This window comes from Streptomyces sp. NBC_00207 (genome assembly GCF_045160965.1).
Lineage (GTDB): Bacteria > Actinomycetota > Actinomycetes > Streptomycetales > Streptomycetaceae > Streptomyces.
Map to the genome: position 1 here is coordinate 5241972 of NZ_CP130715.1, position 16793 is coordinate 5258764.

Consider the following 16793-nt stretch of genomic DNA (forward strand, 5'->3'; position numbering starts at 1 on the left):
GACGGACTCACCCGAACGGGCGGACCGGCCGCCGGGGCCGGGACGGGCCCGGTCCGTGCCCCGCCGGGCGCGGGCCACGGAAGGCCCGCGGCCGTCCGCCGCAGAAGAGCCTCCCGGCTCCCTCCGGCAGCCGTACGCTCCGTGGATGGACACCAGTCGCCTGCTGCGTACCACCGGGACCGTGATCGCAGCCGCCGGGCTGCTGCTCTCCGGGTGCACCTCGGGCGGTCTGGACGCCCCCCGCGCCGCCGCGGGCGGATCGGACGCCCCGCGCGCCGCCGAGTCCTCCGGGGCGGCGTCCGGCAAGGCGTCGGCCCGGCCGTCGCCCGACGCGGCCGCGCTGCGCCGGTACTACGAGCAGAAGCTGACCTGGCGCGACTGCGGGGTCCCCGGATTCCAGTGCTCCACCATGAAGGCCCCCCTGGACTACGCGAACCCCGGCTCCGGCCAGGACGTCGACATCGCGGTGGCGCGCCGCGCGGCCACGGGTCCCGGCAAGCGGCTCGGCTCGCTCGTGGTGAACCCGGGCGGCCCGGGCGGCTCCGGCATCGGCTACCTGCAGGCGTACGCGGGCATCGGCTATCCCGCGCCGATCCGCGCCCGGTACGACATGGTCTCCTTCGACCCGCGCGGGGTGGACCGCAGCAGCCCCGTCGAGTGCCTGACCGGCCCGGCCATGGACGCGTACACGCAGGTGGACCAGACGCCGGACGACCCGGCCGAGCGGGCCGAGCTGGTGGCCGCGTTCAAGAAGTTCGCGGCCGGCTGCCAGGAGCGCTCGCAGCGGGTCCTGCCGCACGTCTCCACCGTCGACGCCGCCCGCGACATGGACCTGCTGCGCGCCGTGCTCGGCGACGAGAAGCTCACGTACGTCGGGGCCTCGTACGGCACCTTCCTCGGAGCCACGTACGCGGACCTCTTCCCGGACCGGGTCGGCCGGCTGGTCCTGGACGGTGCGATGGACCCCTCCCGTTCCGCGATCGATCTGAACCGGGATCAGACGGCCGGTTTCGAGACGGCCTTCACCTCCTTCGCCGTGGACTGCGCGAAGCAGCCCGACTGCCCGCTCGGCAAGGGCGGCCCGGACGCGGTGGCGGCGCGCCTGAAGGAGTTCTTCCGCAAGGTCGACGCCCAGCCCGTGCCCACCGGGGACGCGGACCGCCCGCTGGGGGAGGCCCTGGCCACGACCGGGGTGATCGCGGCGCTGTACGACGAGAGCGCCTGGCCGCAGCTGCGCGAGGCGCTGACGTCGGCGATGAACGGCGACGGAGCGGGCCTGCTGAGCCTGGCCGACAGCTACTACGAGCGCGGCGAGGACGGCAAGTACGCCAACCTGATGTTCGCGAACGCCGCCGTCAACTGCCTCGACCAGCCCCCGGCCTTCAAGGACCCGGCAGCGGTCGATGCCGCTCTGCCCTCCTTCGAGAAGGCCTCGCCCGTCTTCGGCGCGGGCCTGGCCTGGGCCGCGCTGAACTGCGCGTACTGGCCGCTGGAGGCCACGGGCAAGGCGGAGAAGCTGGCCGCGAAGGGCGCCCCGCCGATCGTGGTGGTGGGCACCACGCGGGACCCGGCGACCCCGTACAAGTGGGCGCAGGCGCTGGCCGGCCAGCTCGAATCGGGCACCCTCCTCACCTACGACGGCGACGGCCACACGGCGTACGGGCGCGGCAGCGACTGCATCGACACCGCGATCAACCGGTACCTGCTGGAGGGCAAGGCACCGCAGGACGGCAAGAAGTGCTGAGGCCGCTGGTGGGGTGAGGGGTGTGGGGAGCGGGGTGCAGGGTGTGTGCGGGGTGTCGAAACGATACTGCTGCGGGCATTGGAGTGAACTGCCGTTCCCGTCGCGGCACCCGGGCGGTTGGACCGGCCGACGCGTACATCGACCAGCGCGTCCTTCCGTACATCCCTAGGGGAGTCATGCGTATTCGCTCTGCTGTCACCGCATCCGTCCTGGCCGCCGGCATCCTGCTGGGCGGGGCCGGCGCCGCCCTGGCCAACGACGGGGTCGACATCGACTACTTCTCCGGCGGTCACGCGGGCTACTCGTCGAACTGCTCGACGTTCGCCGCGGTACCCAACAACCGCCCGGCGTTCACCGGCCCCGTCTACAGCTCGAACTGCATCACGGACGGCGAGAAGAAGTGGGCGAAGGGGCACCACCTGGGCGCCTGACCCGGGCGGCTCGCGCCGCGGGGGCGGACCGGCGGCGACGTCGGCCGCCCCCGCGGCGTTTCCGCTCCCGGGAGGCCGGTGCGGCCTAGTGCGCGGACCCGGTGGTCTTGAACGAGCCGGGCACCATCCACACCACGAGCACCAGGACGGCGGCCGTGATGCCGATCGAGACGTACGAGGTCGTGGCCAGGGCGCTGTCGAAGGCGTCGCGGGACCGCTCCAGCAGCCCGGTGGCCTCGGCGGCCTGCGCGGCCGGCAGGCTCTCGGCGTACTCCTTCGCCCCGCCGATCGACTCGGCCGCCTGAGCCGGCGCCCCGGCCATGTGCGCGGCGTACGCCGCGGCGTGGACGGAACCGAGGAGGGCGACGCCGAGGCCCACGCCGAGCTCGTACGAGGTCTCGGAGACGGCGCCGGCCTGCCCGGCCCGCTCCGCCGGGACCGCCGAGACGAGCACGGCGGCGGCGGTGGTGACGGCGAGGCCGTCGCTGAAGCCGAGGGTGACCAGGAAGACGGCGATGTAGGCGTACGAGGTCGGCTGCGGGGCCAGCGCCAGCAGGGTGAACCCGGCCACCAGCCCGGCCAGGCCGATGGCCATGCAGGCCCGTACGCCGATCCGGTGCATCAGCGTCGGCGCGAGGAGCGAGCTGCCGAGCATGGCGAGGGCGGTGGGGAGGGTGCGCAGGCCGGCCTCGAAGGGGGAGTAGCCGTGGACGTACTGGAGCCACAGGGAGACCAGGAAGAGCGCGGCGCCGGCGGCGAGCATGGCCATCAGGGTGACGAGCGCGGCGGCGGTGAAGGGGCGGTTCCGGAAGAGCCGTACGTCGAGGAGCGGATCCGCCAGCCGCAGCTGGCGGCGGGCGAACCAGGCGAGCAGCCCCATCCCGGCCGCGAGGATCAGCACGTCCGACGCCTTGGGGCCGCCCTTCGCCAGGTGCTTGATGCCCCAGGCGAGGGCGATGATGCCGACGACGGAGAGCACGGCGCTGAGCACGTCGAGGGCGTGCTCGCCGGCGTCCTTGTACTCGGGCAGCAGCCACAGACCGGCGACGACCGTTACGACCACCACCGGGACGTTGACCCAGAAGGCGGCGGACCACCCGTACCGCTCGACCAGCAGCCCGCCGACGAGCGGCCCGATCGCGGCGCCGGCCCCGGCGACGGCGGCCCAGATGCCGATGGCGAGGGCCCGCTCGTGGGCGTCGGTGAAGATGTTCCGGATCAGCGAGAGCGTGGACGGCATGACCATCGCCCCGCCGACGCCGAGCAGCACCCGCCCGGCGATGAGCTGCGCCGAGGTCCCGGAGGTCGCGGCGACCACGGAGGCGACGCCGAAGATCACGAAGCCGATGAGGAACAGCTTCCGCCGCCCGAACCGGTCGCCGACGGCGGCAGTGGTGACGAGCAGCCCGCCGAGGACCAGCCCGTAGATGTCGATGATCCACAGCTGCTGCACGGCGCTGGGCTGCAGATCGTCGATGAGGGAGGGGAGCGCGACGTTCAGGATGGTGGCGTCCATCGCGACGAGCAGCAGGCTGGCACAGAGCACGGCGAGCATCGCCCAACGCCCGGACGTTCCCGCTACGGCTCGGGCCACGGGACAACTCATCCCTTCGGGGGACGCACAGTAGAACGATGCACCGAATGCAGTGCATCTGCCCCAGTATGTGACGTCCGCCTCACCCCCGCAGAACCCGGTTCAGGGCACCCGTCCACACCCTGTAGACTTGGCGCCGCTGCTGATGAGCGCCCCTCTTCGAGGGAATACTTGTCTGACCAGCGGTGCCGCCTTAGCTCAGTTGGCCAGAGCAACGCACTCGTAATGCGTAGGTCTCGGGTTCGAATCCCGAAGGCGGCTCTGTAGAAGCCCCAGGACTCACTCGCCGTGACCTGGGGCTTTTGCTATTTTCCGGATCTTGCGCCGCCGTGCACGGGCCGCCCGGGTGCCGAAGGATCTCCATGATGGTGGGCATGTCCACCCCCAACTCGTTGAGGATCGCCCCAGCCGTGTGACGGCTCCCGTCGTGCCGGCGCGGTCACTGATCCCTGACTCGTCGGGGAGCTGCTTGAACTCCTCAGGCGCGCCCGTGGTTCGATGGCGTCTGGGAGACCGTCGGAAGGGACTTCGACCCGGATGGGAAGCAGCACCCTCGCGGAAGTCCTCGGAGCTACCCGAGCAGTCCTGTTCGACTTTGACGGGCCTGTCTGCGACGTGTTCGCGGGGAGCCCGGCCCCCGATGTCGCACGTCGCCTGGCTGAGACCCTGGCGGGGTACGACGCGGCTCTGGGCAGCAAGGCTCGAGGCACCGACGACCCGATGGAGATCCTCCGTCTCTCTCCGCAAGGCGGAGAGCCCGCCCTACGGGCGGTAGAGGAGGAGCTGACCAAGGCCGAAGTGACAGCCGTCAAGCTGGCGGGACCGCCCATCCCGGGCGCCGTGGCCGCTCTAGAAGCGGCCCGCTCCTCGGGCCGCAAAGTCGCCATCGTCAGCAACAACTCGACGGCGTGCGTGCGCGCCTTCCTGATGTTGCACGGGCTCCGTCATCTCGTGGACGCGGTCGTGGGGCGCGCACCGTACTGGCCGGACGCGATGAAGCCCGATCCCCACTCGTTGTTGCTGGCCGCCAGCCAACTGCAAACGCACCCTCATGAATGCACCCTCATCGGCGATTCAGTGACGGACGTGGAGGCCGCGAAAGCCGCTGGTGGCCCCTCTATCGGTTTTGCCAACAAGCCCGGCAAGGTACGCGCCTTGAGCGATGCCGGCGCGGACGTGATCATCACCGCGATGGCCACCGTGGCCGACGAGCTGAGCCCGCCATGGGCCACTGCAGACCACCGCTCTGGCCAACCTGTGGCCAGGGTGGCGACACCGTGTGCGTTGTGGCGCGGGGGCCGATTCCCACAGTGCCGGTGGGTGGGTTCATCCGGCGGCCGACGAACGGCCCCGGGCGCGCAACGCAGTCACCCGTTCGTCAGGTATCGAGTGGCACGAATGGCCCAGTCGCCTGAAGCTGGTCTATGCGCCCGGGATTGGGCGATGCGAGCGAGCAGCCAATCTTCCTTCGAAGTCGGAGGTCCGCATGTCTACGCTCATCATGGAAGAGTCAAGGCCGATCAACGCGTTCCACCCCGATGACGGCTCGTACACGGCGTATCCCACCACCACGGTGAACGTCCAGATCAAGGGCCTCCAGATCCCCCCTCCGCCCGATGGTTGGGAAGTGTGTGTCCACGTCGGGCTCGCCCGCCACGAGGCTGAGCACGCAGAGATAGGGATCATTTCGGTGGCCAAGGTGGGCCTGGGGCCGAGTGTGACGTTCGACCCGTGGGAAACGGCGGCCTACGGCCAGATCCTGGGGTTCACGGTGGGGGCTTACGCCCGCCACGGCGCCATGCGGGGCTGGTGGCTCTGGCAGCTGTGGAAGACCTGACAGGGTGAATGACGGGCGGGGCGGCGATGGCGGTGGGGCGGCCTCGTGCACGACTGTGGGGGCACGGGGGGCAGATCGGCCCCATCTCCTGATTCGTGGCTGCCAGTTCGTCTACCGCAGAGCGGCGTGCTTCTTCGTGAGGCGGGACCGCCACGCCCAGCGGGCGAGGCCGCCGACGGAGAGGGAAACGATGATGGCGCCCCAGTCGATCACGTGAGGAAGGCCGGGGAAGAAAGCGAAGAAGGCGAAGGAAGCCGCGGCACCGACAAGGAAGGCAACGACGCCGGCGCGCCGGCGTTTGGCTGCCCAGGCGGGGTCTTCCGGGGTGGACTGGGTCATGTGCGGCTCACTTCGTGATGTGGTGGCACTGGCCGGCTCGGCGAACACCGTTGACGTGGATGTATGCACACGCTTTCCCGTAACGGGGGAGCTTCTGGGGTGCGTTGTCGCGCATCGGGTTGATCTTGCACTCGGTGTGGGTCTTGCCGCGGGAGGTGCGATAGGTCTTGTTGTCGGTGTCCGCGTAGGTGAAGTCGATGCGCCAATTGCAGAAGCCGGCGTTGAGGGCTCCGACGAAGCCGCAGTCGATGCCCGCGTTCTGGTAGGTGATGTTCTTGCCCTCGCCGCGGATGATGTGGGTGAACATGCAGCCTGTCGGGACCTTCATGGTGACGCCTCCGACTTGGTAGTCGAAGGTGGCTACAGGGGTAGAGCCGATGGCGCCGGCGTGCGCCTCGGCGGGAGGTAAGACGGCCAGTGCGGCCGTCGTGGCGAGAGCGGCGATGATCCGTGCTGTGGAGAGCCTGCCCATCGGTGTCCCCTTCTGGCGGAGTGTGTCTGCAGATCGGAACTCCTGTCGTCGGCGCAGGGTGCCGCCCTCGAGAGGCAGCCCACTACGAAGAGTGATCAGCTGATTGGCATGCTGACCACCCGTAACCAGCACCACCGGCCATCGGGCTCATGCGTGAGCGGTGCGTGAGTGGAGGGGTCGCGCAGGGTGGATTGGGTGGCACTCGGTGGTTGGGCCTGTGTTTCAGAGTCTGCGCGGCGCATGTATCGACCGGGCCCCGGGCCCGTACGTGAGCGGAGCGGCTGCCACCTTTCTCGCGGCCTTGTCCTACTCGGGCTTGCGCCGGAGCGGGTCAGGCCGTGAAGCCCGCTCGGCGGGCGTCGGCTCTGTGCGCTGCCCCGGTCATGGGGTGGGCGTGGGGGAGGGGGTGGTGGGGGTGAGGCGGACCGTGTTCAGGATGCGCATGATCAGGGTGTCGGGGATGGCGCCGGGGACGGCGGTGCGGCCGTAGAAGTCCCAGGCCACGAAGGCGCCCTCGGTGTTCTTGAAGCTGAAGACGATCGCCTGGCCGTCGCCGGCGCAGCGGTTGGGCTGGGCGGCGCCCTTGGAGCGGGCTTTGACGTACGTGCCCTTGAGGCCGGTCTTCGTCGTGTACTCCACGGGCTTGTCCCACTTCACGACGCTCTTGTCCGGCTGGGTGAAGGCGGCGTAGACCCAGGTCGGGGCGTTCTTCTCGGCGACCTCGGCGGTGTCCTTGGCGCCTTCGGCCCCCTTGGTGCCGACGCTGCCGAGCGGGAAGTCGGTGACCGTGCCGTCGCCGTTGGCGTCGATGCTGCACCACTCGGACTTGTAGAAGGCGGGCGCCGTGTGTCCGATGAGGATCTTGTCCGGGTCGTTGTCGTCCGCGTGGCCGCTGAAGACGTCGGGCGAGAGGACCTCCCAGTCCGGCGGGACGTCGAAGGAGGTGCCGTACTTGGGGTTGACCACCGTCTTCCAGCCCGCGACGAGCGGCTTGGAGGGGTCCGGGGGGCCGTCCGGCTCGTCCCTGGCCATGATGACGGCGGTCACGGCGGCGGTGGCCGCCACGGCCATGAGGGCCGTCAGTGCGGCCGTGAGCCTTCTGTTGGGCTTGCGCGGAGGCTTCGGCGGCTGCTGGAAGGGCGGCGGCTGGTACAAGCCGTCCGGCCGGCCCGGCTGTTGGTACGGGTTCTGCACGTGCCCCTCCTGGGGTGCGGGACTGCGCGAGGTTACTTGCCGAACGAGAGGATCGCGCGGCTCTTCTTCTTGGGCTCCGGGCTGTAGACCCAGCCGTTGAGCAGGAACAGCCGTCCGCCCGCCCAGGTGGTGCGGATGCTGTGCGAGTAGAAGACGCTCGCGGCTCCGGCGGACACGGCCGGGCTCTGCAGGACGGGCTGCGAGGCGCCGTCCGCCGGTGCCAGCGAGACGACCGAGCCGGCCGCGCCGCTGCCGGGGGAGACGTACACGAGGACCCTGCCCTCCTCGATCGCCAGCGGCCACATGGCGCGGCCCTTGGGCTGCTCCGCGGTGCGCCACCGCTCCTTGCCCGTGTTCAGGTCGACGGCGACGACCTGGTTGGTGTCCTCGGTGTCGAGGGTGGCGGCGGGCTTGCCCGCGCCGATGTAGAGGGTGTCGGCGTCGGCGACGGCCGCGTAGCACTCCTGGAACCCGCTCCCGTTGCCGAAGCCGTTGCACCGGCCGCTGACCCCGAACCCGGCGGCGCTCTGCGAGCGGACCTTTCCGTCGGCCGTGAACGCCGTGATGTTCCAGGTCTTGCGGTCGTCGTGGTGCGCGGCGACCACCAGCGGGTCCACGGAGAGCACCCGGCCGACGGTCCAGCCCTTGTCGTACTTGTAGCTCCACTTGGAGGTGCCCGTGGCCGGATCCAGCTCCTCGATCATCGACTGTCCGCGCGCGGTGGCGTCGCCCGGGTCGAAGCAGTTGCGCAGGCCGATCAGCCGGGATCCTCCGCCGAACGCGGACGGGGTGCAGCCGTCCGTCTTCGACGTGCCGAAGAGCTTCCTGCCGTCGGTGACCGAGAAGCCGCTCATGACCGCCGACCGGGCGAGGGCCACGGTGTCACCGCTGATCGCGATCTCGAACTCCGTCGAGGAGTCGTACGCGTTCTCCGCAGGCACCGCCACCTTCCATCCGGCCTTGCCCGTGGCGAGGTCGATCAGCTGGAGGTGCGTGCAGTGGGAGCTCTCCGAGGTGCTCTCCTTCAGCCCGACGACCAGTTTGCCGTCCGTGGTCGGGGCCCGCGGAACCGCGCACAGCCGGGTCGCGAGCGGGAGCTTCCACTTGTCCTGGCCGTCGGTCGCCCCGTAGCCGGTCAGCTCGGTGGCGATCGCCTTGACCACCACGTCGCCCACCCGCCACGGGCCGTACTGGGAGGCGCCCGAGCCGGGGAGCTCGGCCTGGTTGTCGCGCAGCCAGACCCGGGCCTCACCGGGCCGGATGCCGGCGTTGGGGTCGTAGGTGTCGGGGCCGACGCCGGGGCCCTTGCCGTCGCCCTTGTCGATCGAGGGCGAGGCGGCGGGCCGGGCCTCGGACGGTTCGTCGCGGCCGTCGCCGACCGCGAGGTACACGCCGCCGCCGAAGGTGAGCAGGACGGCCACGGCCAGTGCCGTCAGGACGGCCGACCGGCCCTTGAACCGGCCGCCGCGGCCGCCGCCACCTGCGGGGCCGCCGGGCGCCGGGACCGGTTGTGGCTGCAAATGCGCCGGGGGCTGTGGCTGTGCCGGTGCCTGCGCCGGAGGCCCTGCCTCCGCCGGCGGCTGCGGTTCGAACGGTTCGGGCGCGGGGCCGAAGCCGCCGTGCCGCTGCTCATCGCTCATGGGGAGAGTGTGGCCGGTAGAGCACCCTTTCTAGAATAGATTTTTAGACTACTTCGCCACACCCCTTCGGGTCGCCCGGCCGGAGGCGCAGGGCTACGTTGGTACATGTGGGTGCCTGTCCCGCCGTGTGAGGAGGCCGGGCATGACTACACATCGGCGCAGGTCAGCAGCTGTGGTGGCGGCCGTGGCCGGCCTCATGATGCTCCCCCTCCCGGCCGGGGCGGGCGCGGGGGCGGCCTATGCGCGGGACGCGGCGGCGACCGTGCCGTATGCGCCGTCGACCGTACCGAACGCGCCAGCCGTGCCGAATGCACCGACTGCGCCGAACGCGCCGGCCGTGACGGTCCCGGTTCCGGCCCCGACGCCCGCCCCGCCCCCCGCCTCCGACGAGTTTCCGCAGCTGACGCCCGCCGTGGCCCGGCAGTTGGACGACGCGATCCGGAAGGTCCAGACCGAGGCGAAGGTGCCCGGGGTGATCGTGGCCCTGTCGGCGCCGGGCAAGGGCGAGTACGTACGGTCCTTCGGCATCGCCGACAAGGCGACGGGCGCGCCGATGACCCCCGGCCTGAACATGCGGATCGGCAGCGAGACGAAGACCTTCACCGTGACCGCCCTGCTGGAGCTGGTGGACGAGGGCAAGGTCGGGCTGGACGACCCGATCGGCAAGTACATCGAGGGGGTGCCGAACGGCGACCGGATCACCCTGCGCCAGCTGGCCGAGATGCGGAGCGGATTGTTCAACTACTCCGAGGACGAAGGGTTCTTCAAGGCGCTGACCAGCGATCCCCGACGGCCCTTCACCCCGCAGGAACTGCTCGCGTACTCCTTCAAGCACCCGGTCCTCTTCGAGCCGGGCGCGAAGTTCTACTACTGCAACACCAACCTGATCCTGCTCGGGCTGGTGGTGGAGAAGGTCAGTGGGATCCCCCTGGCCGAGTACATCGACCGGGAGGTCGTCAAACCGGCCGGGCTGGGGCACACGCTGTTCCCCACGGGCGCGGAGTTCCCCAAGCCGCACGCCCACGGCTACACGGACCAGACGGCCACCGGCAAGACCGCGGACGCCACCGACTGGAACCCCTCCTGGGGCTGGGCGGCCGGCGCGATGATCTCCGACCTCACCGACCTGCGGAGCTGGGCGAAGACCCTCGCGACCGGGACCCTGCTGACCCCCGCCACCCAGGCCGAGCGGCTGAAGGTGATCGACGCGCTCCCGGGCACCGGCTACGGCCTGGGCATCTTCAACGTCCAGGGCTGGATCGGGCACAACGGCTCACTGCCCGGCTACCAGTCGCTGACCGTCTACCTGCCGCAGGCGCAGGCCACGCTGGTCGTGCTGCTCAACACGGACATCGCCTACCAGGGCAGCGAGCCGAGCACCCTGTTCGGTCGGGCGATCACCGAGATCGTGACCCCCGAGCACGTCTTCACCCTGCCCGCCCAGCCCGTCACCGGGCACTGAACAGGCCTTCTCACGACCGCTGGTGCGGATCGGCGCCGCCCGTGCACCATGGGTGCGGCGCGCGAGACAGCCTCCAGGGAGATGTGAGACGTACATGAGCGGTCAGGCAGCAGCACAGCAGGACATCCAGCCCCCGCACGGGGAGGGCGCGGGCGAGGTGGCGGTCCGGGCCGCGGGCGAGGCGGACCTCGACACGGCGGCCGCGCTGTTCCGCGGATACCTCGACTTCTACGAGGTGGACCTCGAAGACCCGGACGGCCCGCGGGCCTTCCTCGCGGAACGCATCGCGAAGGACGAGTCGCTCGTCCTGCTCGCCGAGGCCCCGGGCCTCGGGACGGTCGGCTTCGCGCAGGTCTACCGCGCCTTCTCGTCCCTCACCCTGAGTACTGCCTGGGTGCTCAACGACCTCTACGTCGCCCCCGTCGGCCGCCGCACCGGCGCCGGCCGGGCGCTGCTGCGCGAGGTGCTGCGCCGGGCCCGCGAGGCCGGGGTGTCCGGCGTGCAGCTGGAGACGGCGTACGACAACACGGTGGCGCAGGGGCTGTACGAGGCGGAGGGCTTCGTCCGCGAGGAGTTCCACGTGTACTTCCACGACCTGGGCTGAGCAACTCCGTCCGGGGGATGAAACATTGTCGCGCTGCCATCGCGTCAATGGGGTGAGACGGACGCGAGGGAGAGCACATGGGGCAGGGCCGCAGAGACGGCTTCCGTGAGTTTGCGGCAGGCCGGTCGGGCCACCTGTACCGGTCGGCATGTCTGCTGGCGAGCGGGGACACCCACCTCGCGGAGGACCTGGTGCAGGAGACCCTGGGCCGGATGTACCTGCGCTGGGGGCGGATCTCCCGTATCGACAATCCGGCGGCCTACGCCCAGACGGTGCTGGTACGGGCCTTCCTCACGCACCAGCGCCGCCGGTCGGCGGGGGAGCGCCCGGTCGGGGAGTTCCCCGACTCGGGCGCACCGGCCGGCGGCGCCGACCCGGAGCTGCGGCTGACGCTGCTGCAGGCGCTGGGGCGGCTGGCGCCCAAGGACCGGGCGGTGCTGGTGCTGCGCTACTGGGAGGACCGGAGCGTCGAGGAGACCGCCGACGCGATGAACTCCAGCTCGGCGGCGGTCCGTACGCGGACCTCGCGGGCGCTGGCCCGGCTGCGGGAGCAACTGGGCGGGAGCCTCACAGCGTTCGCCGATCTCTGAGAGCGGCGGACCGGCCGGGGCCGGGCCTGATCAGGTCAGGTCAGGTCAGATGCGGTCCGGTCCGTGCGGTTCCTTCGCGTCCCTTGTCTGCCCTCACTCCACCCTTGAAGCGGAAGGCTTGCTTCCTCATGCCCTTTGAAGATGACCTCGGCGCAGCCCTCCGGAGTGCGGGGGACGGTTTCACGGCCGACCGGGACGCCCTGGCGGACGCCGGCGAGCGGCGCGGCCGACGGATGGTGGCGCGTCGCCGCCAGGCCGCCGCGGCCGGCGGATCCGTGCTGGCCCTGGCCCTGATCGCAACGGCGGGCGCCTATGCCGGCGGCCTGCTCGACGGCACCGGAGGGGCCGGCACGGTCAACGTCGCGGCGCCGCCGCCGACCTCGCCCGGCAGTGACGACAAGGGGCCGCTCGCCGGCTCCGGCACCGTCTCCGCGGAGCAGATGATCGCGAACCTGCGGGGGCTCCTGCCCGGCGGCCAGCTGACCGAGCCCGTGGGGCGGGGTTCGGACGACCAGGTGCCGCTGGTCTCCGGCGTGTACGACGACGGGAAGGGCAAGGCGGCCATCAGCCTCGGCCTCAGCCGGGTGGACCCGGACGGCAGCAACGCCCGCGCGGCGACCGAGTGCGGGGACAAGAACCTGCAGGAGTACGACGACTGCCAGACCGAGAAGCTGGCGGACGGTTCCCGGCTGCTGCTCCACAAGGGGTACGAGTACCCGGACCGGCGGGCGGACACCAAGGTCTGGCGGGCCGTGCTCGTGACCCGACAGGGTTTCCAGGTCGAGCTGTCCGAGTGGAACGCCCCCGCCGAGAAGGGCGTCCCCGTCTCCCGGAGCAACCCGCCGCTGACGACCGACCAGTTGAAGACCGTGGTCACCTCGGCCGTCTGGCACCCGGCGCTGAACGACCTGCCGGCGCCCGAGCCGGAGCCGTCCGCCCGGCCGGGGTCTTCGACCGCCCTGCGGGACCAGGACGCCGCGAAGGCACTGGAAGACCTGGTGGCCGGGCTCGGGATCGAGATCCCGATCAGCTCCAAGGGCGGGGAGGGCCCGTACGGCTACATCGTGTTCGACGACGGCAAGGGCAAGTCCCTGGTCCGGCTGAGCCTGGGCCGGAGCGACTCCGGCTTCGCGGGTCTCAATCAGCCCCCGCTGCCCGACGGCACCCTGGTGAACGTCAAGCAGGGCCCCGCCGAGAAGGGCAAGGGCGTGATCGAATGGACGGTGGACACGGTGCGCACGGACGGCCTGCGCGTGGTGGTCTCCGCCTTCAACACCGCCAATACGAGCGGCACGGCCACCCGCGAGCAGCCCGTGCTGACGCTGGACCAGCTGAAGGAGATCGCGCTGGCCCCGGGGTGGAACCGGACCCGGAACTAGTACTCGTACGAGAGGGACGCCCCGGCCGCTGCGACCGGCCGCTATTTGGCGTCGGCGTAGCACTCCACGACCGCCGCGGTGAACGGGAACCGGACCGGGGTGTCGCCGAAGGCGATCCGGCCGGCTCGGTCGCCGGCGGCGCGGATCGCCTCCACGACGGCCCCGGCCTCCTCGGCGGGGCAGTGCACGATCACCTCGTCGTGCTGGAAGAACACCAGCTCGGCCCGCATCCCGGCGGTCGCCTGCCGCAGGGCCGCGAGGAGCAGCAGGGCCCAGTCGGCGGCGCTGCCCTGGACCACGAAGTTACGGGTGAACCGGCCGCGGGCCCGGGTGTTGGTGGAGGCGTAGCTCGGGGTCCAGGCGTCGCCGTCGCCGTCCTGCGGGATCCCGGCCTCGCCGTCGCCCGGGTCGCCGTCCCCGTCCGCGTCCCGGGCGGAGACGGGCGGCGGGCAGGTGCGGCCGAGCCAGGTCCGTACGAGCCGGCCCTCCTCGCCCGCCTTCGCCGCGTCGTCCACGTACGCCACGGCCCGGGGGAAGCGGCGGCGGAGCGCGGCCAGGTTCTTCAGGCCGTCCCCGGAGGTCTGGCCGTAGACGGCGCCGAGGACGGCGATCTTGGCCTTGTCCCGGTCGCCGGAGAAGCCCTGGCGGGACACGGCGGTGTAGAGGTCCTCCGGGCGCCCGGCCACCTCCATGAAGGCGGGGTCGCGGGAGATCGCGGCGAGCACGCGCGGCTCCATCTGGTCGGCGTCGGCCACGACGAGCCGCCAGCCGGGGTCCGCGACCACGGCCCGGCGGATCACCTTGGGGATCTGCAGGGCCCCGCCGCCGTTGGTGACCCAGCGGCCGGTCAGGGTGCCGGCGGGGATGAACTCCGGGCGGAAGCGGCCGTCGTGGACCCAGTCCGCGAGCCAGCTCCAGCCGTGGGCGGTGTAGATCCGGTACAGCTTCTTGTACGCGAGCAACGGCTCCACGGCGGGGTGGTCCAGCTCCTGGATCTCCCAGCGGCGGGTGGACTTGAGCTTGATCCCGGCCTCGGCGAAGGCCTTGATGACGTCGGCCGGCAGCTCGGGGCGCACCCGTCGGCCGAAGGCGGCCGAGACGCGGTCGGCCAGCTCGGCGAGGCGCCGGGGCTCCCCGCCGCCCGCGTACCGCTCGCCGAGCAGCTCGGTCAGCAGGGCGCGGTGCACGTCGGCCCGCCAGGGCAGACCCGCGCGGTTCATCTCGGCGGCGACGAGGAAGGCCGCGGACTCGGCGGCGGTGAGCAGCCGCATCCGGTCGGGGTGGGCGGTGGCGTCGAGCCGTTTCGCCTGGTCGGCGTGGACGGCGAGGAGCGCGTCCAGGGGGACGGGGGTCGGCTGCGGGTCGAAGAGGGAGTCCTGGGCGCGGGGCTCCGCGGCGCGCTGCCGCGGATCGGGCGGTACGGGGGCGTTCGTGAGCCGGGCCCAGGCGGCGGCCGCCGACCGGGGCTCGCCGAAGCGGCCCTCGTGGCCGAGGAGCAGCAGCTCGGCGTCCTCGATGTCGTGGCACCGCTCGACGCGGGCGCCGGCCGCGAGCAGGCGGGGGTACACGGCGGAGGTGGACCGCCAGACCCAGCGGGTGCCGGGCGGGGCGGAGCGGATCGCGTCGGCGGGGTCGCGGACGCGGAGCCGGACGCCGTCCGCGGGGGGTACGGGGGCGGCGTGCCACCAGCCGTCGGCGTCCTCGGCGAGGGCCCAGCGGGGGGTGCGGTCGCTCATGGGTGCGAGTGTCCCACCGGGGTCTGACAGGGGTGGGCCGCCGGGCCGGGCGGGCGGCGCGGCGTTGCCGGGGGCGCTGCCCCCGGACCCCCGCGCCTCAAGCGCCGGCGGGGCTGAAGGTGGGGCGGCGGGGCTGAAAGATCGGGGCTCCGCCCCGGACCCCGCGCCTCGAACGCCGGCGGGGCTGGATGGTGCGGCGGGCTGAAGGTGGGGCGGCGGGGCTGGAATCGGCTCGTGCCAAGCTGGGAGGTGTGAGAGACCTTGCCGAGACCGTTGACCGGGCCTTTGCCGCCGCCCTCTATGCCCAGGACGATGCCGGGCTGGACACCGGGGCCTCGTTGCTCGTCGCCGATCAGGGGCGGTGGGGCGGGGTCGGGCGGGAGCTGCTGGCGCGCGGGGAGGCGTACGTACGGCAGGGGTGGGAGCGGGGGTGGCAGCCGGCCGATGTGCTGCGGCTGGTCCGGCGGGATCTCGACGAGCGCCACCTGCGGATCGCCGGGGACCTGATAGCCGCCGAGGCGCGCCGCTACGCCCGGCTCCCGGAGCGGTGGACCGACGCCGAGGTGTGGTGGACGGGCGACGACACGTACGCCGAACAGCTCGCGCAGCGGGAACGGGCGGACCGGTTCACGCTGGCCACCGCCTTCCTGGAGGTGCTGCGGATGCTGATCCGGCTGCCCTCCATCGAACCGGTGGGTCCGGTTCCCGGCGACCCGGCCGCCGACGCCCTGGAGCACGCGCACATCGAGCCGCGCATGCTGGGACGGATCCGGGCGCTGCTGGCCAAGGCCGAGGCGACCACCTTCCCGGAGGAGGCGGAGGCGCTCAGTGCCAAGGCCCAGGAGCTGATGGCCCGGCACACCGTGGACGAGGCGCTGCTGGCCGCGCGCGGCGGCGCCCCGGCGCAGGTGCCGGGGGCCTGCCGGATCGGCGTCGAGCCGCCGTACGAGGAGGCGAAGGCGGTGCTGCTCGACGCGGTGGCCACCGCCAACCGCTGCCGGGCGGTGTGGAACAGCGGCTTCGAGTTCTCCACGGTGGTCGGCTTCGAGAGCGACCTGGAGGCCGTCGAGCTGCTCTACACCTCGCTGCTCGTCCAGGGCACGGCGGCGATGACCCGCGCCGAGGCCGCGCAGCGTTCGGGCGGACGCAAGCGGACGAAGACCTTCAGGCAGTCCTTCCTGCTCGCCTACGCCAGCCGGCTCGGCCACCGGCTCGCCGAGACGGCCGAGCACACGGCCACGGAGGCCCCCGACAACCTGCCCGCGCTGGTGGCCCGCGATGTCGCCGTCACCTCGCGGGCGGACGAGATGTTCCCCCGCACCACGACCACCCGGCTGCGCGGGGCCACCGACCACGCGGGCTGGGAGGACGGCACGGCCGCCGCCGACCGCGCCCACATGGCAGGCAGGCGCAAGCCGTTGCCCCGGTAGGCCCGGTCCGTCAGGGCTTCGGGTCGTCCTCCGCGCGCATGGGCCCGCGCCTCCGACTTCAGGATCCGCGCCGATCTGCCCAGCGAGCGGGCCATGTCGGGCAGCCTCGCCATGAGTCGGTTCCGGGTGCTGAAGGAGGCCGCCCGCGCCCCGTGCCCGGGCGACGCCCCGGCCGCGCCTGGCTGGGGCGCGAGGCTCCTGGAGGCCCACCTTCCGGACCGCGGCCCTGGGGGCGGACCTGTCTGTGATCAAGGGACCACCCCGCGTGCACGTGCATCTGCCCGTGCAGCCGCTTGTGAACACAGCTATGATCCGGAGGAGTTGACATCTGCACTATCGGG

15 protein-coding genes, 1 tRNA gene and 1 pseudogene are annotated in these 16793 nt (G+C 72.0%); 10 read left to right on the plus strand and 7 right to left on the minus strand.

Annotation, left to right across the window (positions count from 1 at the left end; genetic code table 11):
• Positions 1–145: 145 nt before the first annotated feature.
• Both OG472_RS24835 and OG472_RS24840 read left to right on the plus strand, forming a co-directional pair.
• Positions 146–1744 (plus strand): alpha/beta hydrolase, encoded by a 1599-nt coding sequence (locus OG472_RS24835; protein ID WP_405831312.1) that lies wholly within the window; start codon positions 146–148, stop codon positions 1742–1744.
• Between the two features lie 176 nt (positions 1745–1920).
• Entirely contained in the window at positions 1921–2175 is a 255-nt protein-coding gene (locus OG472_RS24840; protein WP_401611011.1) for a hypothetical protein, read from the plus strand.
• 85 nt (positions 2176–2260) lie between these two features.
• Here OG472_RS24840 and OG472_RS24845 read toward each other — a convergent pair whose 3' ends face one another.
• Positions 2261–3769 (minus strand): MFS transporter, encoded by a 1509-nt coding sequence (locus tag OG472_RS24845; RefSeq protein WP_401611009.1) that lies wholly within the window; start codon positions 3767–3769, stop codon positions 2261–2263.
• 187 nt (positions 3770–3956) lie between these two features.
• Here OG472_RS24845 and OG472_RS24850 point away from each other — a divergent pair.
• Positions 3957–4030, plus strand: a tRNA-Thr gene (locus tag OG472_RS24850).
• An 85-nt stretch (positions 4031–4115) separates the two neighbouring features.
• Here OG472_RS24850 and OG472_RS24855 read toward each other — a convergent pair.
• Positions 4116–4249, minus strand: a pseudogene (locus tag OG472_RS24855) (integrase); the annotation flags it as partial.
• Positions 4250–4306: 57 nt separating this feature from the next.
• On the opposite strand from OG472_RS24855, the gene OG472_RS24860 reads away from it, so the two are divergent.
• Positions 4307–5311: an HAD family hydrolase gene (locus OG472_RS24860; RefSeq protein WP_405831315.1), complete on the plus strand. Its 1005-nt coding sequence runs from the start codon at positions 4307–4309 to the stop codon at positions 5309–5311.
• Positions 5256–5606 carry a hypothetical protein gene (locus tag OG472_RS24865; RefSeq protein ID WP_401611164.1) on the plus strand — a complete coding sequence of 117 codons (351 nt, stop codon included), beginning with the start codon at positions 5256–5258 and terminating at the stop codon, positions 5604–5606. The genes OG472_RS24860 and OG472_RS24865 overlap by 56 nt, the downstream gene beginning before the upstream one ends.
• 111 nt (positions 5607–5717) lie before the next feature.
• Here OG472_RS24865 and OG472_RS24870 read toward each other — a convergent pair whose 3' ends face one another.
• From OG472_RS24870 to OG472_RS24885, 4 genes are all read right to left on the minus strand, one after another.
• Entirely contained in the window at positions 5718–5945 is a 228-nt protein-coding gene (locus OG472_RS24870) for a hypothetical protein (protein WP_405831316.1), read from the minus strand.
• A 7-nt stretch (positions 5946–5952) separates the two neighbouring features.
• Entirely contained in the window at positions 5953–6417 is a 465-nt protein-coding gene (locus OG472_RS24875; RefSeq protein WP_405831318.1) for a hypothetical protein, read from the minus strand.
• Between the two features lie 381 nt (positions 6418–6798).
• A complete protein-coding gene (locus OG472_RS24880; protein WP_405831320.1) occupies positions 6799–7611 on the minus strand; it encodes a hypothetical protein in 813 nt (270 codons plus the stop codon).
• Positions 7612–7643: 32 nt separating this feature from the next.
• On the minus strand, positions 7644–9251 hold the full coding sequence (locus tag OG472_RS24885) for a PQQ-binding-like beta-propeller repeat protein (RefSeq protein WP_405831322.1): 1608 nt from the start codon (positions 9249–9251) through the stop codon (positions 7644–7646).
• 142 nt (positions 9252–9393) lie between these two features.
• Here OG472_RS24885 and OG472_RS24890 point away from each other — a divergent pair, with 142 nt between their 5' ends.
• From OG472_RS24890 to OG472_RS24905, 4 genes are all read left to right on the plus strand, one after another.
• A complete protein-coding gene (locus OG472_RS24890) occupies positions 9394–10713 on the plus strand; it encodes a serine hydrolase domain-containing protein (protein WP_401611000.1) in 1320 nt (439 codons plus the stop codon).
• A gap of 94 nt (positions 10714–10807) precedes the next feature.
• Entirely contained in the window at positions 10808–11317 is a 510-nt protein-coding gene (locus OG472_RS24895; protein WP_405831323.1) for a GNAT family N-acetyltransferase, read from the plus strand.
• A gap of 77 nt (positions 11318–11394) precedes the next feature.
• On the plus strand, positions 11395–11907 hold the full coding sequence (locus tag OG472_RS24900) for a SigE family RNA polymerase sigma factor (protein ID WP_401610997.1): 513 nt from the start codon (positions 11395–11397) through the stop codon (positions 11905–11907).
• A 128-nt stretch (positions 11908–12035) separates the two neighbouring features.
• On the plus strand, positions 12036–13286 hold the full coding sequence (locus tag OG472_RS24905; RefSeq protein WP_405942078.1) for a hypothetical protein: 1251 nt from the start codon (positions 12036–12038) through the stop codon (positions 13284–13286).
• A 41-nt stretch (positions 13287–13327) separates the two neighbouring features.
• Here OG472_RS24905 and OG472_RS24910 read toward each other — a convergent pair whose 3' ends face one another.
• A complete protein-coding gene (locus OG472_RS24910) occupies positions 13328–15022 on the minus strand; it encodes a bifunctional 3'-5' exonuclease/DNA polymerase (protein WP_405831326.1) in 1695 nt (564 codons plus the stop codon).
• A gap of 251 nt (positions 15023–15273) precedes the next feature.
• Between OG472_RS24910 and OG472_RS24915 the strand changes: the two genes are divergently transcribed.
• Entirely contained in the window at positions 15274–16452 is a 1179-nt protein-coding gene (locus OG472_RS24915; protein ID WP_405831328.1) for a DUF2786 domain-containing protein, read from the plus strand.
• The last annotated feature ends 341 nt before the right edge of the window (positions 16453–16793 follow it).

What these genes read in the sequence shown, in the direction of transcription:
- OG472_RS24885 (WP_405831322.1), bottom strand. Translation starts at nt 9,251, where the DNA reads ATGAGCGATGAGCAGCGGCACGGCGGCTTCGGCCCCGCGCCCGAACCG.
- OG472_RS24870 (WP_405831316.1), bottom strand. Translation starts at nt 5,945, where the DNA reads ATGACCCAGTCCACCCCGGAAGACCCCGCCTGGGCAGCCAAACGCCGG.
- OG472_RS24890 (WP_401611000.1), top strand. Translation starts at nt 9,394, where the DNA reads ATGACTACACATCGGCGCAGGTCAGCAGCTGTGGTGGCGGCCGTGGCC.
- OG472_RS24895 (WP_405831323.1), top strand. Translation starts at nt 10,808, where the DNA reads ATGAGCGGTCAGGCAGCAGCACAGCAGGACATCCAGCCCCCGCACGGG.
- OG472_RS24905 (WP_405942078.1), top strand. Translation starts at nt 12,036, where the DNA reads ATGCCCTTTGAAGATGACCTCGGCGCAGCCCTCCGGAGTGCGGGGGAC.
- OG472_RS24860 (WP_405831315.1), top strand. Translation starts at nt 4,307, where the DNA reads ATGGGAAGCAGCACCCTCGCGGAAGTCCTCGGAGCTACCCGAGCAGTC.
- OG472_RS24875 (WP_405831318.1), bottom strand. Translation starts at nt 6,417, where the DNA reads ATGGGCAGGCTCTCCACAGCACGGATCATCGCCGCTCTCGCCACGACG.
- OG472_RS24865 (WP_401611164.1), top strand. Translation starts at nt 5,256, where the DNA reads ATGTCTACGCTCATCATGGAAGAGTCAAGGCCGATCAACGCGTTCCAC.
- OG472_RS24910 (WP_405831326.1), bottom strand. Translation starts at nt 15,022, where the DNA reads ATGAGCGACCGCACCCCCCGCTGGGCCCTCGCCGAGGACGCCGACGGC.
- OG472_RS24900 (WP_401610997.1), top strand. Translation starts at nt 11,395, where the DNA reads ATGGGGCAGGGCCGCAGAGACGGCTTCCGTGAGTTTGCGGCAGGCCGG.
- OG472_RS24835 (WP_405831312.1), top strand. Translation starts at nt 146, where the DNA reads ATGGACACCAGTCGCCTGCTGCGTACCACCGGGACCGTGATCGCAGCC.
- OG472_RS24840 (WP_401611011.1), top strand. Translation starts at nt 1,921, where the DNA reads ATGCGTATTCGCTCTGCTGTCACCGCATCCGTCCTGGCCGCCGGCATC.